Origin of the sequence: Faecalibacterium sp. 7 (assembly GCF_049562865.1) — a bacterium.
Classification (GTDB): Bacteria; Bacillota; Clostridia; order Oscillospirales; family Ruminococcaceae; genus Faecalibacterium; species Faecalibacterium wellingii.
On record NZ_CP186911.1, the window covers coordinates 76,132 to 88,122 of the forward strand.

General features: G+C 54.2%; 17 protein-coding genes. All 17 read right to left on the reverse strand.

The window, feature by feature from the left end; genetic code table 11:
• Positions 1 to 234: 234 nt before the first annotated feature.
• A complete protein-coding gene (locus ACKXF7_RS00450; RefSeq protein WP_165852610.1) occupies positions 235 to 408 on the reverse strand; it encodes a hypothetical protein in 174 nt (57 codons plus the stop codon).
• A 493-nt stretch (positions 409 to 901) separates the two neighbouring features.
• On the reverse strand, positions 902 to 1,222 hold the full coding sequence (locus ACKXF7_RS00455) for a hypothetical protein (RefSeq protein ID WP_423741851.1): 321 nt from the start codon (positions 1,220 to 1,222) through the stop codon (positions 902 to 904).
• Between the two features lie 26 nt (positions 1,223 to 1,248).
• Positions 1,249 to 1,743, reverse strand: a complete 495-nt coding sequence (locus ACKXF7_RS00460) for a hypothetical protein (protein WP_423741852.1) — start codon at positions 1,741 to 1,743, stop codon at positions 1,249 to 1,251.
• The gene (locus ACKXF7_RS00465; protein WP_223388807.1) at positions 1,727 to 2,071 is read right to left on the reverse strand and encodes a hypothetical protein; all 345 of its coding nucleotides are present in this window, start codon (positions 2,069 to 2,071) and stop codon (positions 1,727 to 1,729) included. The genes ACKXF7_RS00460 and ACKXF7_RS00465 overlap by 17 nt, the downstream gene beginning before the upstream one ends.
• Positions 2,052 to 2,723: a hypothetical protein gene (locus ACKXF7_RS00470; protein WP_423741853.1), complete on the reverse strand. Its 672-nt coding sequence runs from the start codon at positions 2,721 to 2,723 to the stop codon at positions 2,052 to 2,054. The genes ACKXF7_RS00465 and ACKXF7_RS00470 overlap by 20 nt, the downstream gene beginning before the upstream one ends.
• A gap of 2 nt (positions 2,724 to 2,725) precedes the next feature.
• A complete protein-coding gene (locus tag ACKXF7_RS00475; RefSeq protein ID WP_423741854.1) occupies positions 2,726 to 2,995 on the reverse strand; it encodes a hypothetical protein in 270 nt (89 codons plus the stop codon).
• Positions 2,988 to 3,617 (reverse strand): hypothetical protein, encoded by a 630-nt coding sequence (locus tag ACKXF7_RS00480; protein ID WP_158401836.1) that lies wholly within the window; start codon positions 3,615 to 3,617, stop codon positions 2,988 to 2,990. The genes ACKXF7_RS00475 and ACKXF7_RS00480 overlap by 8 nt, the downstream gene beginning before the upstream one ends.
• Positions 3,614 to 3,802 (reverse strand): hypothetical protein, encoded by a 189-nt coding sequence (locus tag ACKXF7_RS00485; RefSeq protein WP_112148771.1) that lies wholly within the window; start codon positions 3,800 to 3,802, stop codon positions 3,614 to 3,616. Before ACKXF7_RS00485 ends, ACKXF7_RS00480 begins: the two co-directional genes overlap by 4 nt.
• Before the next feature lie 327 nt (positions 3,803 to 4,129).
• The gene (locus tag ACKXF7_RS00490; RefSeq protein ID WP_423741855.1) at positions 4,130 to 4,483 is read right to left on the reverse strand and encodes a hypothetical protein; all 354 of its coding nucleotides are present in this window, start codon (positions 4,481 to 4,483) and stop codon (positions 4,130 to 4,132) included.
• Positions 4,483 to 5,019, reverse strand: coding sequence for a 3D domain-containing protein (locus tag ACKXF7_RS00495; protein WP_423741856.1), 537 nt, complete (start codon positions 5,017 to 5,019; stop codon positions 4,483 to 4,485). The genes ACKXF7_RS00490 and ACKXF7_RS00495 overlap by 1 nt, the downstream gene beginning before the upstream one ends.
• Positions 5,009 to 6,436, reverse strand: coding sequence for a DNA cytosine methyltransferase (locus ACKXF7_RS00500; protein WP_423741857.1), 1,428 nt, complete (start codon positions 6,434 to 6,436; stop codon positions 5,009 to 5,011). Before ACKXF7_RS00500 ends, ACKXF7_RS00495 begins: the two co-directional genes overlap by 11 nt.
• The gene (locus ACKXF7_RS00505) at positions 6,433 to 6,750 is read right to left on the reverse strand and encodes a hypothetical protein (RefSeq protein WP_423741858.1); all 318 of its coding nucleotides are present in this window, start codon (positions 6,748 to 6,750) and stop codon (positions 6,433 to 6,435) included. The genes ACKXF7_RS00500 and ACKXF7_RS00505 overlap by 4 nt, the downstream gene beginning before the upstream one ends.
• Before the next feature lie 484 nt (positions 6,751 to 7,234).
• Positions 7,235 to 7,744, reverse strand: coding sequence for a hypothetical protein (locus tag ACKXF7_RS00510; RefSeq protein ID WP_423741859.1), 510 nt, complete (start codon positions 7,742 to 7,744; stop codon positions 7,235 to 7,237).
• Between the two features lie 90 nt (positions 7,745 to 7,834).
• Positions 7,835 to 8,110, reverse strand: a complete 276-nt coding sequence (locus ACKXF7_RS00515; protein WP_423741860.1) for a hypothetical protein — start codon at positions 8,108 to 8,110, stop codon at positions 7,835 to 7,837.
• 231 nt (positions 8,111 to 8,341) lie between these two features.
• Positions 8,342 to 8,590 carry a helix-turn-helix domain-containing protein gene (locus ACKXF7_RS00520; protein ID WP_112148765.1) on the reverse strand — a complete coding sequence of 83 codons (249 nt, stop codon included), beginning with the start codon at positions 8,588 to 8,590 and terminating at the stop codon, positions 8,342 to 8,344.
• A 135-nt stretch (positions 8,591 to 8,725) separates the two neighbouring features.
• Positions 8,726 to 9,211 carry a 23S rRNA (pseudouridine(1915)-N(3))-methyltransferase RlmH gene (gene rlmH, locus ACKXF7_RS00525; RefSeq protein WP_423741861.1) on the reverse strand — a complete coding sequence of 162 codons (486 nt, stop codon included), beginning with the start codon at positions 9,209 to 9,211 and terminating at the stop codon, positions 8,726 to 8,728.
• Between the two features lie 492 nt (positions 9,212 to 9,703).
• On the reverse strand, positions 9,704 to 11,953 hold the full coding sequence (locus ACKXF7_RS00530; RefSeq protein ID WP_423741862.1) for a DNA gyrase subunit A: 2,250 nt from the start codon (positions 11,951 to 11,953) through the stop codon (positions 9,704 to 9,706).
• Positions 11,954 to 11,991 lie beyond the last annotated feature (38 nt).

An 11,991-nucleotide genomic window follows, 5' to 3' on the forward strand; every position in this document is an offset into this window, starting at 1 on the left:
CAAACACACACGGCTTCGCAGGACAAAGGGGATACAACGCCGGGCAGGTCTTTCTAAGTTTCCTATTCCGTCAAGCCATACAGACCCGCCCTCGTTTTCTCCCCCTTGACCCCCGCTTTCCCCGGCTTGTGTTCTTCTGTGGTCGCTAGATTAAGTTACACATACAAGCCCCTTGCCGCCTCGTCAGGGCGGCAATTTAACGACGGGCTTGCTTAATTCTTGATTAGAGCTTGATTAGTTTACTTCGTAGTCACCGATGCTGTTTTCTTCCGTTCTGACTTCCCAGCACTCGCAGGTATCCTCCGGGTCAGTGAAGTCGGCACGGTTCGGAGAATTGCCGTTGAAGCATACCCAGGTGTAGCCCTCATGCCAGCGGCAGGTGCAGCAGGTTCTTTCAGGTTCCATCATCCTGTGTTCCTTTCGTCACGGTTCTAGCAGTGTGTGGCAAATCGGACAGGCGTGCGGTTCCCAATCTGTCCTGTACCCGCATACCGGGCACTCATACCAGCCGTATGGAAACACACCGGTAGCGTCATAGAATTCACGCTGCCATTTAAGTGGTTTCGGCAGTGGGGTGCCGGTCGCTTTCGCAAATTGGGCGGCCCGCATAGCAGTTGCAATGGCATCCCTTGCAGGTTTCAAAGAATCGTGTTCTTCCTTTTTCTGGGAGTTATCTGTCTTACCCTCCATGTCGGCCACCTTCATAAAAACGATCCATCGTTTCGCGGTACACTTTGTAGCACTCCGGGCACAGATCTCCGATTCCATGGATGTTTCTCATTTCAAGCGCCCAACCATCCAATGCTTTCTGGTCAAACACACCATCGTCGAACCGTTCCGCGAACACCTGCTTTCTGCACCGGTTGCAGATAAACATTGCTCCGTTTTTTCTCATTAAATTTCACCTTTCATCGAGCGCCGGAAGAGGCAAATCTTCCGGCTTTACGCCCGCATTTTTCATCCTTGCCCCGCACTCGCCGCAGTATTTAACGGCCACACAGTTGATGAAATGGCATTTCTTGCAGCGGAAATGCTCACAGGTACACCGTCCTGGATTCAGCTCCCATTCTGATTCCAGCGGCGGTACATCTGGAAGGAAGATTTTTGCCGTTTTCCTGCCCGGCTCTGCAACCGTCACCCGTGTTATCTTCTTGATATTTGCTCTGGATATGAGGATTTCCAGCGTTCCATCATTGTCCAGATCGAATAATGCAGCACTCATTTCAGTACACCCCCACACTTTGCGCATCAGCCATCACAGGCAGGCTTTGTGTTGTCCTGCACTTCGGTCAGCTTTATGGTCGGCTGCGGCTGATCCGAACGGTTCAGTGGTTTATCGAACTCCACATTCATCCAGTCGCCCTCCGGCTTGTCATGCCATGCCAAGGCGTGGCGAATGACAAGCCATACCTGTTCTGCCCGGTACGGAATCTCCATCAGGTCGGAGATTGGGGCAGGGAGAACGTACCGGCGATATAGGTTATCCAGTCCATCCTGCATATCGTTCCGGCGGTGGATTGAAACCGTGAAAGCGTTGTCCCGCTGTTCCTTTGTCTTGAACTCATTATGTTTGGCATCGGAATAGAACTTTGCCATGCACAGATCATCGGCTACATCCCAGAACTGGCCCATATGTAAGCGCAAGTACCACTCGCAGGCCGCTTGCACAGCCTCGGCCACCGGGCGGCTCATGGTCAGCGTGATGGTCTCGATTTCGGTAGGTGCGTCATTCTCCTTCGCCATAGTGCGGCTCCTTTGCCCCCGGCCAGTGACGGCGCTGGCTGCGCTCAAACTTCCGGGCCATCGCTGCTGTCTGAATAGCTTCCACGGCCAGAGCAACAGCCCGGTCATATACACCCTTCGTGGAAATCTGCGGATTGTTGGAGTAAACATTCATCCACATTGCATTGAGTTCCTGACGCAGACCGTTCATTTCCTGCACAGCTTCCACGACTTCTTCTTGGATGATTCCCGCGCCCTCATGCGGCCCTGCAAACATCCGAAACTTCTTGTTTGCAGCGGCCAGCTCAATTTTGACCAGCCGCTTCACGTCATTTTTTACCGCATCCATGATTAGCCCTCCGTCCGGCTCTTGATTTCGGCCAGCAGGTCATCCAGCGGAACATCGGAAAGCGAAAACCCGGCCTCTCTTTCGTCCTCGACAGAGACCAAGAGTGCAGAGGAAAAGCACAAAACGGGGCGAACACCACAGGAGTAGTTGTACCAGCCGTAGTGGTGCTGGAGCCATCGGTGCCGACGTACCAGACGTTGTTGCTATTGTAGGTGTCCGGAGAGCAATTCGGCGTACCGTAAGGCGTTGCCAACCACCACGGCGCATCTACCTTCGGGATCAGCCGCCAATATTTTCCGTACCCGCGCAGGGTCAACAGGCCAATCCTCACTTCAAAGATTCCGTATTCGTTCTGGCCGGTCGTGTCCTGAAGGTCGATTCTGAGCGGAATGAATGTGCTCAGCGGAGTGCCGTTCTTTGTAAACTCTGCCAGGCAGTTACCCAGATATGGCATAATCTCGCTCCGGCGCAGATCGTTGGGGCATTCCGGGTCGTCGCCGTCGCGGAACGGCATTCTCGTCCAAATGTCCTTTGCCAGTACTAGACAGCCGTGTTCGTCTGCATCCAGCTTCACAAACTCCTTGCCCAGCGCCCTGAAGATGCCGCCAATTTTCACGTCGCCCAGAGTTACGCTTTTCAAAATCTTACTCATCGTTATTCCTCCACTAAAACCACATTGGCCCAGCTGGTTTCGTATGTTTTCCCGTCAATCGTGACTTTCACGATACAATCATTGTGTGCAAACGAACTTACCTTGTCCGCCCGTCCTTTGTCCAGTAAAGTGCCGTCCGGCAGGTAAACATATACCGTCTTGACCGGTTTTTCACCGCTTGCTGTGCCCTTGACTGCTTCACACCCAGTCAGTGTTACGCACAGCGCGGCAGTGCAGGTGGACAAAGCCAGCAGTTCCAAAGTCTTACGCATCGTTTTTGTCCTCCTGTTCGCTCAAGTCCTCCACATCGGCAACATCCCTAGTCTTTTTCACCATGTCGGCAAGCTCACGCAGTCCAGACTTTGCCAGAGGTTCCAGCTTTACAGGAAGCACCGCGCCGCGCACCACCATTCCGTCCTTGATAACATAGTAGCGTCCGCCGCTCGCCATCTTCCTGGCGCAGTATTTGAAATATCCGCTCTTGCGGATTTCATCTGCTACTGGCATGATCTGCTTCGCATCCACAAAACCGACCGTTCCCGAAACAGGCTCGATCATTGGAACCAGTTCACACCCGCAGTACCGGATACCGATTCTTCCGGTCACGCAGTCCATTTCTCCGTCTGCCGTGTCGTCCAAATCCATCCCTTCGATGTGATGGAGATCATCCGGGCAGTCATTATCAAACTCGATGTCTGCCCATTCCTTTTTGCTGATGCCCAGGAGGGTTGCCAACTCACTTTCATTTTGTGCCTTCGGAAATCCGGTCAGCGGGAAGATTGCCGTTTTGGTTCCAATGTACAAATCATAGGTTCTGCAATCGTCATAGAACACTTTGTAGAGTTTACAGTACCCATCTGCCTTAATGAGCTTTGCGATTGCTGCCAGCTTCATTTGCTTCTCCTTTCAATTTCGATAGCCTGAACTTCAAACTTTTCGTACTCCGGGTAATGATTCTCGGCCTGCTCCTTGGCTTTTTCAACAGCCTGTTCGGCGCTGTCCGCATCCAGCCGGTACGGCAGCCAACCCGGCCACCCACCAGCACCGGTCGCTTTCAGCAAAATGTAGTACCTCTGCATCGGTGTGTTCTCCTTTCAGTTTTGGGCAATCCCGGAGTTGAACCGGGCCGGGCCTGTTCCCATGCTCACAAAAAAGGCCGCCGCAGCGGGCGGCCTGTGTCAGGAGTTGTGCGACCTTATTTTCAAGATTTTCTTTGCTTCCTCTGCGTGGAGAAGGACGCTGTCCCGGCAGGTCATACCCGGTTCTTGCAGCTCATAGAGTTTGCACTCTTTCGTGCATCCTTTACTGCCTTTTCTGGTCTGTTCATTACACGTTATAAACCGTGCCGAGAGGATCCGTGTCAGTGTTTCATTGTCCATCATGCCACCAGATACAGCCAAAGGAATTTAATCAGTGCGGCCGGCACAAAGAAAATCAGTGCCGCCCACAGTGCCACAGCTGCCAAAACCATCAGAACACCCAGTGTTTTCACAAATCCGTCCATTGCTTTTTCTCCTTTTAAGTTCAATTCTTGCCCAAGCTGCAAGGTCTTTCCAGTTTTCAGATTCCCGGTGACATGGAGTATCGCTGGCGCGTTTATCAACTGCTTCTGCAAGTTTTTCAACGCACAAGTCAGGCAACTCCTCAATGTGTGATTCAAAAAACATAGCCATGACATCCAACGGGGCACCCGCAGCAGCAATAGCCAAAACTTCTGCGTCATTTTTCTTGTCTCCGTGCGTTTGGAACTTGCCCCACATCACTTCGCTGCCTCCTGGATGATCCAGACCCGGTGCGTTCCATAGCCTTGCCAGCTCAGTGCATCTTCGTGGCTTCCAGAAACGGCTATGTCCAAGTGTTTTCCCTGGATTCCCGCTCCTTTGTCCTGAACGATCCGCACTCCTACATCCTCGATATAGAGGACAGTCCCAAACGGGAACACGTCCGGGTCTGCCGCCACCGTCACGTCAGCTTCCACGGGGGCACCGCTGGCTGTGATCCCGGTTCCTGTTCCGCAGATGTGCTCTCGCTTTTCGGTGCAATAGGCTGTACAGAGAAAATCTCCAGCATCTTCAACCAGCAGCTTCCCATCCAGCCGGTCCCGTGCTTTCAGAGAATCCCGCAGTGTGTCGGCGTATTCTGCCACTTCCTTTGAAACGCCTTCCCAGTCCTCATACCGGGACTTGTAAATATCCCGCTGACATTTCAGATCATCAATACGGTGATAAAGCACGCCAGTCTGTATGCCTGCAATCATGACCGCCACCAGAGCGATTTTTCCCACATCAATTTTCATATTCTTTCCTTTCCGGGAAGTGTTTCTTTGTAACGGCAATCGGAAATTCTTCAATCTCCGATGCCCACCGAGCAGTCCCGATGCCGTATGTAGTTTCCCATACCAGTGGGAAGCCGCCAATCCCGTCAAACAGGCTTCCCAACTTTGCGCCATCGCCCATGTATGACTTCATTTTTTGGGCAATCCAGAACCACTGCGGAAGTGCGATGCTGTTTCCCAGTGCCTTATAACGCGGGCTGTCTGCCGCCTTGTGCTTTTTCCCTTTGGTGTCCGTCCATTCTCCAATGTCCGTCCACCCGTCCGGGTAGCCTTGCAGGCGTTCACATTCCGTCGGGGTCAACCGCCGGACGATCCAGTGAATGGTTTTCTCTGCAATTAGACACTCACTACCGTTGCCAACATTCCCGGCTTTTGCTTTCATGGTTGAACATTTGTCGCTTTTCTTGTAGTAGCTGTAAGACTGTTCGCTGAATGTCTGACGCTCAGTTATGATGGCTGTGTAGTCCGTCGCTCTGCTTTCATGGTCTCCGGTAATGGTCGGCACTGTCTTGCCATCACCATTTCCCCGTGCATCAAAGACCTTATACGCTACTGCTGGACGGTCAACAGTGTTCAGCGTGTAGCTCTGGTTTTCCTTTACGCCGGAACCATTTGCGCCGGCCGTTTCAGAGCGATCAATAATGTTTCCTGCCAGGCAATAGACCGGCTGAAAAAGGGTCTGATCCTGTAGCGTCGAAAGTGTTCCTGTTTTTTCTGTCTGCACCAGTGCGCCTTTGCCGCCCCCGGCACAGCCTGACCGGATTTTCAAGGTGTAGGCTTGCCCCCCCTGCTGGCCCACCATTCGATCATTTCCAGCAGGGCGGTTTCCAGCAGTTCTTGCAACTTCTTGCCACGTCTGGATGCTCTGGTCAGGATGCCCCGGCAGGCTTTCGCGCTCAAATAATATTTTTCCGGCACGTCCACCTGCAAAATCCACGACAAGAGCGATCCGTTTTCTTCTCTGGGGCACTCCCCAATATTGAGCGTCGAGCTGTCGCCAAGCCAAGCTCCATCCGTTCCCGGCGATTGCTCCGGCTTTGCTCCATCTGCCCCCCCTCGTAGGTCTAGGAATTGAAGCGTCTGGTTGTTCCACGCGGGCAAGTTCTTCCAGCACGGCGCGGAAGTCTTCTCCGCCGTTTGAACTGAACGCTCCGGGAACATTTTCCCAAATAACGACAACTGGATAACTTCCATGTGTCGCCCTCCTCATTTCTTTTATGATCCGAACCGCTTCCATGAACAATCCAGACCGTTCTCCCGCAAGTCCTGCCCTGCGTCCTGCAATGGACAAGTCTTGACACGGCGAACCAAAAGTGATGCAGTGTACGGGTTCTATCTGGTCGCCATGTATCTTTGTGATATCTCCAAGGTGGATCACTTCTTGTCACCCCACCTTGCTTTATGGGGTAAGTCCTGGCACGGGCTGCTGCCGATCAAATAATCTGCCACAATTTCGTCATCTTCTGCCCACTTCATTCCCAGAAAATCCGCAACGCCGAAACTGCCGTCTTCGCAGCAATGCGTTTCATGCACAAGCGGTTGGTTTTCAAGTTCCTTCAACGGCCCAATTCCACTGGCGGCAAATATCGCATTTGCCGTTGCGGTCCAGGCTGTCTCTTTATCACCAGTTCCGCCGTTGGTGAAGGTCTTCCCGCACAGCCTGCACCTGAACGTCATGTAGTACCCTTTCATTGTTCTTCTCCCTTCTGCTTTTTGTTCTTGCACGGACGGCCAGCATCGAACTGGCTCACCTGTTCATGGGGGATTGTCAGAAGCAGGTGCATCCTCTATGCGTCCGCATATAAGACCCGCCCGGCAAGAGAGCGCCGGACGGGGCGGCCACGGCAATGGCCTACCGCTTTTGTTCCTGGGCGGATTGAACAGGGCATTTCTACGCTCATGCTGCGGCGCACCCGTTCCCGTCGATTCCATGCGGGTGCGGCTTTTGCGGAAATGGCAGCCCGGTTTTGCACCGGGCTTTAACGGAAAGGAGGACGCTGCTGTACAGCACCATTCCGCTATGTCGGCCGGCTGATTTCCTGACCGTACCGGCTTCCATGGAAAACTCAACTCGGCACATACAGGGTCCGGCCCTGCTTGCAGCGCTCAATGCCTAGAAAAAGCGCCATGCGCCATATAAAAGCAGCCCCGCTTCTGCGGTGCAGGGCTGCTTATTTCACGTTCGAGAAGAACCATGCTTTGTATCAGCGGCACTGTTTTTCTCGTAGTGCTTGCACTCCACGTTGTAACCACTGCAAGGTGCGCACCGGGCTGCGGTTATCTTGAATGTGTGCTTGCACTGTTCTTCAGTACCCTTTTGTTTTCCCTTGTGCAGGGATGCTCTGGTATGTGTACTTCTTGCCAAGCTCTTGATCTTCCTCGCTTTATATAAATAGGTGTTTCGGCCCAAAGGCTTTGGGTTTCGACGCTTGTCCTGCACCGCTTCCCAGCGCACCGGTGGATTGAAGTTTTTCCGCAATTTCATCCAGATTTTGAAACTGCTGAAGTCGCTTTCCCATGTTCCGAATGTTTCATCCATCCACTTGAACATTTCTTTTACGGCTTCTGGCAATTCAAATTTTCCATCACATAGGGGTCCCGGCACTTCCTCAACATCCGGCATGGTTGTCGGCAGTTCTATTCGCTCACCATTCGGAAGATCATAGTAGGCAGTGCCTCTGCTCACTCTTCTACCTCCATAGCCCGTACCAAAAGGCTGTTGAACTGGTCTTTCAGCGAGATTCTTGTTGCTTCATCCATAGGTCGTTCCCACCTCTCAATCCCAGTCCCGGACTTCATTGTTCCAGTCATAAGCCTTGTTGACCAAAGTGTTCAGCAACACCGGCACTGCCCATGCAACGGCAATGAGATCTGGGTTGTAATTGATTTTGAACAGCCAGCAGACACCCCAGATCAGGGTTGAAAAAATGCCATACAGCACGCCGAACACCAGCAGGCTTTCTCCCAGGTGCAGCGCATCGCGGCGGAAGCGCCGCCAGTTGAATGTCTTGTTGAAGTTGTTGATTGCTCTGTGAAGTTTTTCAAGAATCATTTTTTCTTTTCCTCCATGTGAAACAGGCTGGTTTGACTTGTGTACTCAGAAAACCGTTCTTCTTCCAACTGGAAATAGAACGGATCAATTTCAAATCCGATAAAATCAAGTCCAGCCTCATATGCTGCTATCCACAACCGCCAAATCAAAATAATTATCCGGGAACAGTTCCATTGCCGGCAGGCAGTCCATGTTATAGCAATGGTTCAGCTTAAACACTTCTCCCATGCCTTACTCCGCCGGGCAATCCGCCCGATACCTGAACCGCTGCTTTGCGTTGTATAATCGCTGCTGCCCAAGCTCTGCACTATATCCTGCGCGACCATTGGCATCCATCTTTCCAGTGTCACCGCGCTTCAGTTCCTTATAGATGGTGGAATAGTTGAAGCTCATCGCCCTGGCGATTCCGGCAACACTCTGTCCGGCATTGTACCGGGCTTCCAGCACCTTGCGGTCATCCTGCGTCATGTGTTTTGCCATTCCTGTTCCCTCGCTTTCCTGAAAAATGCGCAAAAAAATAACGCAAGAGAATCCGCTAAGATTTCTCTTGCGTTTTCTCTTGCGTTTATTTTACAAATTCAGCGCCTGCTTTGGGGAACAGACCGGTTTTTGCTCTTATTTATGGTATTTCATTCCTGCATTGATGGTGCAGGCACGGTAGATCTGTTCCGTGAGCACAAGGCGTGCCAGCTGGTGGGGCATGGTGATGCGGCCCATGCTGAACTTGAGGGCCGCCGCCTTTTTCACCTCATCGGACAGACCGTGGGACGAGCCGATCACAAAGGCCACGTCCCCTGCCCCGCTGTTCGCGCGGTCCGCAAGGAACTGCGCCAGCTCGTCGGAGGAGATCTGCCTGCCCTCGATGCACATGGCCACGATGACAGCGCCCTTGCGCACGTTGGACAGGATGGCCTTGCCCTCCTTGTCCAGCGCCTTTTTCACCACAGCGTCGGAAGCGTTTTTCTCTTCGATCTTCTCTTCCGGCAGTTCGATGATGCGGAAGGATGCGAAGGCGGCAAGGCGCTTCTGGTACTCCGCTACGCCCTCGGCGAAATATCTGGCATTCAGCTTGCCCACACAGATCAGGTCGATGTTTTGCATTGCAGTTTCCTCTTTTATATCGAAACGATTTAAAATTGTCTCCGCTTCGCTCTGGACGAGTTGTGGCACCCAGCGTCTGCTACGGCCCTTGAGCGGGCCTTGCATCCTGCTGGCCACGGCCCCAACAGCTCCTCCCTGCATTCCCTCTTTTGTCGCTATGCGACATCTTCCCCCGGCCGGGGGAAGTCTTTGGCCGCAGGCCGCAGTCGTCGCCGTTGCAATAACAGCGGAAATTCCCTTTTTTCGTGTTTGTCGCGGCCTGCGGGCCGCTCCAAACACATTTTCACGGGTGGGGTCGCTGCCGGAAAATGCACTTTTCCGCTGCGCGACGGCTACAAGTCGACAGCAGCAAGATGCCGTTTGCCGTTGCGGCCTTTCTTGTGAAAAGGCAAATTGGAAAAATCCGCAGATTTTTCCAATTTGCAATCATTAAAATCAACTTCCGCTAAGAATGGCAGAGCGAAGCGGAGCCATTTCGCAATAAAAAACGTTTTACAGCAGGCTCATCTGCTCGCCCTCGTCCTCGGCGCGGAGCAGCGCGCCGGTGGCGGGCAGGCTGCGCACCCGGTAGCGGTGGGGGTTCGCCAGCTCCAACGTGTCCGCCGACACCACCGAAGCGATGGTCTGGTTCTTTTTCAGAGTGACCACCGCCACGCCCTGACTGTCGCGGGTGGCCTTTGCGGCGATCTGCGCCGTGCCCACCAGCAGCATCCGGCTGGCACTGGTGCGGATGGCAAGCTCGGTTTCCTCCGGCAGGAACAGCAGCGTTGCCAGCGGTTCCTTGTCGCAGTAGGCCTTCAGCAGCTTGCGACGGTTCTGCTTGGTGGCGTAGGAGCTGAGGGGGATCTTGGCGCACCTGCCGCTGGCAAAGAAGAACAGCATAAAGCCGCTGTAATCGCCGGTGATGACCATGCTCAGCACATTTTCTCCCTCATCCATGCCCAGACGGCCCGGGATGAAAATGCCCATCTGGGCCACCTTGCCGTCCTCCAGCTCAGCCAGACGCACCTTGTACACCTGCTGCTTGTCGGTAAAGAACAGCGCCTCCACGTTGTTGCGGGTCTCTACCTGCTGGATGATCTCGTCTCCCTCTTTCAGCTTGTGGGCACCGGCGGTGCGCAGGCTCTGGGGCGGGATCTTTTTGAAGTAGCCCTCCCGGGTAAAGAACACGGTCACGGGATAATCCGGCACAGCCTCCTCCTCGGCAGAGCCGTCCTCCTCCGGCAGGTCGTACAAAATCTCGCTGCGGCGGGGCTGGCCGTATTTCTTCGCTACATCGTTCAGTTCATTGATGATGATGCGGCGAATGCGGGCGGGCTTTGCCAGCACATCGTTCAAATCGGCGATGTCCTTTTCCAACTGTTCGATCTCGCTGGTGCGCTTGAGGATGTATTCCCGGTTCAGATGGCGCAGCTTGATCTCCGCCACATAGTCCGCCTGCACCTCGTCGATGCCAAAGCCGATCATCAGGTTGGGCACCACCTCGGTCTCCTCCTCGGTGGTGCGGATAATTTTGATTGCCTTGTCGATATCCAGCAGGATGGCGGCAAGACCCTGCAGCAGGTGCAGGCGCTTTTCCTTGCCATGCAGATCATAATAGGTGCGGCGGCGCACGCATTCCACGCGGAAGGCCGTCCACTCCTTCAAAATTTCCCGCACACCCATGACCCGGGGCTGACCGGACACCAGAATGTTGAAGTTTGCGCTGAAGCTGTCCTCCAGCGGGGTGGCCTTGAACAGCTTCGCCATCAGCTTGTCGGCGTCCACGCCGCGCTTGAGGTCCAGCGTCAGCTTCAGGCCGTTCAGGTCGGTCTCGTCACGCATGTCGCTGATCTCCCTGACCTTGCCGGTCTTGACCAGCTCTGCGATCTTGTCCATGATGGCCTCCACCGTGGTGGTGGGCGGGATCTGGGTCACCTCGATCATGTTTTCGCCGGGCACCACGTTGTAGCGGGCACGCACCTTTACGCTGCCGCGGCCGTTCTCGTAAATTTCACGCATCTGCGCTTCATCGTACAGGATCTGGCCGCCGCCCACAAAGTCCGGGGCAGGCATGGTGGTGGAGATGTCGTGCTTTTCATCCTTCATCAGGGCCACGGTGGTGGCGCACAGCTCTGCCAGATTGAAGGAGCAGATGTTGCAGGCCATGCCCACCGCGATGCCCAGCGTGTTGTTGGCCAGAATGGTTGGGAAGGTGACCGGCAGCAGGGTGGGCTCGGTGGTGGTGCTGTCGTAGTTGGGCACAAAGTCCACGGTCTCCTTGTCGATATCCCGGAACAGCTCTTCGCACACGCCTTCCAGCTTTGCCTCGGTGTAACGGGCAGCAGCGCAGGACATATCGCGGCTGTAGGCCTTGCCGAAGTTGCCCTTGCTGTCCACAAAGGGCACCAGCAGGCTCTCGTTGCCGCGGCCCATGCGCACCATGGTGTCGTAGATAGCGGCATCGCCGTGGGGGTTCAGGTGCATGGTGCTGCCCACGATGTTGGCAGACTTGGTGCGTGCGCCCTTGAGCAGGCCCATCTCGTACATGGTGTACAGCAGCTTGCGGTGCGCCGGTTTGAAGCCGTCGATCTCCGGCAGCGCGCGGCTGACGATGACGCTCATGGCGTAGGGCATATAGTTGGTTTCCAGCGTGCGGGTGATGGGGTCCTCCAGCACGCTGCCCGCGTTCAGAATTTCAACGCCGTCGCCCAGCTGCGGGCGCACCGGCTTTATAGCTTTCTTGGTCGATTTTCTAGGCATCTTCTAACCTCTTGACGATTTTAAATGGGCGCCGCTCT

Bases quoted from the DNA above. Each gene is read 5' to 3' on its own strand.
- ACKXF7_RS00450 (WP_165852610.1), bottom strand. From the start codon at position 408: ATGATGGAACCTGAAAGAACCTGCTGCACCTGCCGCTGGCATGAGGGC.
- ACKXF7_RS00455 (WP_423741851.1), bottom strand. From the start codon at position 1,222: ATGAGTGCTGCATTATTCGATCTGGACAATGATGGAACGCTGGAAATC.
- ACKXF7_RS00460 (WP_423741852.1), bottom strand. From the start codon at position 1,743: ATGGCGAAGGAGAATGACGCACCTACCGAAATCGAGACCATCACGCTG.
- ACKXF7_RS00465 (WP_223388807.1), bottom strand. From the start codon at position 2,071: ATGGATGCGGTAAAAAATGACGTGAAGCGGCTGGTCAAAATTGAGCTG.
- ACKXF7_RS00470 (WP_423741853.1), bottom strand. From the start codon at position 2,723: ATGAGTAAGATTTTGAAAAGCGTAACTCTGGGCGACGTGAAAATTGGC.
- ACKXF7_RS00475 (WP_423741854.1), bottom strand. From the start codon at position 2,995: ATGCGTAAGACTTTGGAACTGCTGGCTTTGTCCACCTGCACTGCCGCG.
- ACKXF7_RS00480 (WP_158401836.1), bottom strand. From the start codon at position 3,617: ATGAAGCTGGCAGCAATCGCAAAGCTCATTAAGGCAGATGGGTACTGT.
- ACKXF7_RS00485 (WP_112148771.1), bottom strand. From the start codon at position 3,802: ATGCAGAGGTACTACATTTTGCTGAAAGCGACCGGTGCTGGTGGGTGG.
- ACKXF7_RS00490 (WP_423741855.1), bottom strand. From the start codon at position 4,483: ATGTGGGGCAAGTTCCAAACGCACGGAGACAAGAAAAATGACGCAGAA.
- ACKXF7_RS00495 (WP_423741856.1), bottom strand. From the start codon at position 5,019: ATGAAAATTGATGTGGGAAAAATCGCTCTGGTGGCGGTCATGATTGCA.
- ACKXF7_RS00505 (WP_423741858.1), bottom strand. From the start codon at position 6,750: ATGAAAGGGTACTACATGACGTTCAGGTGCAGGCTGTGCGGGAAGACC.
- ACKXF7_RS00515 (WP_423741860.1), bottom strand. From the start codon at position 8,110: ATGATTCTTGAAAAACTTCACAGAGCAATCAACAACTTCAACAAGACA.
- ACKXF7_RS00520 (WP_112148765.1), bottom strand. From the start codon at position 8,590: ATGGCAAAACACATGACGCAGGATGACCGCAAGGTGCTGGAAGCCCGG.
- rlmH (WP_423741861.1), bottom strand. From the start codon at position 9,211: ATGCAAAACATCGACCTGATCTGTGTGGGCAAGCTGAATGCCAGATAT.
- ACKXF7_RS00530 (WP_423741862.1), bottom strand. From the start codon at position 11,953: ATGCCTAGAAAATCGACCAAGAAAGCTATAAAGCCGGTGCGCCCGCAG.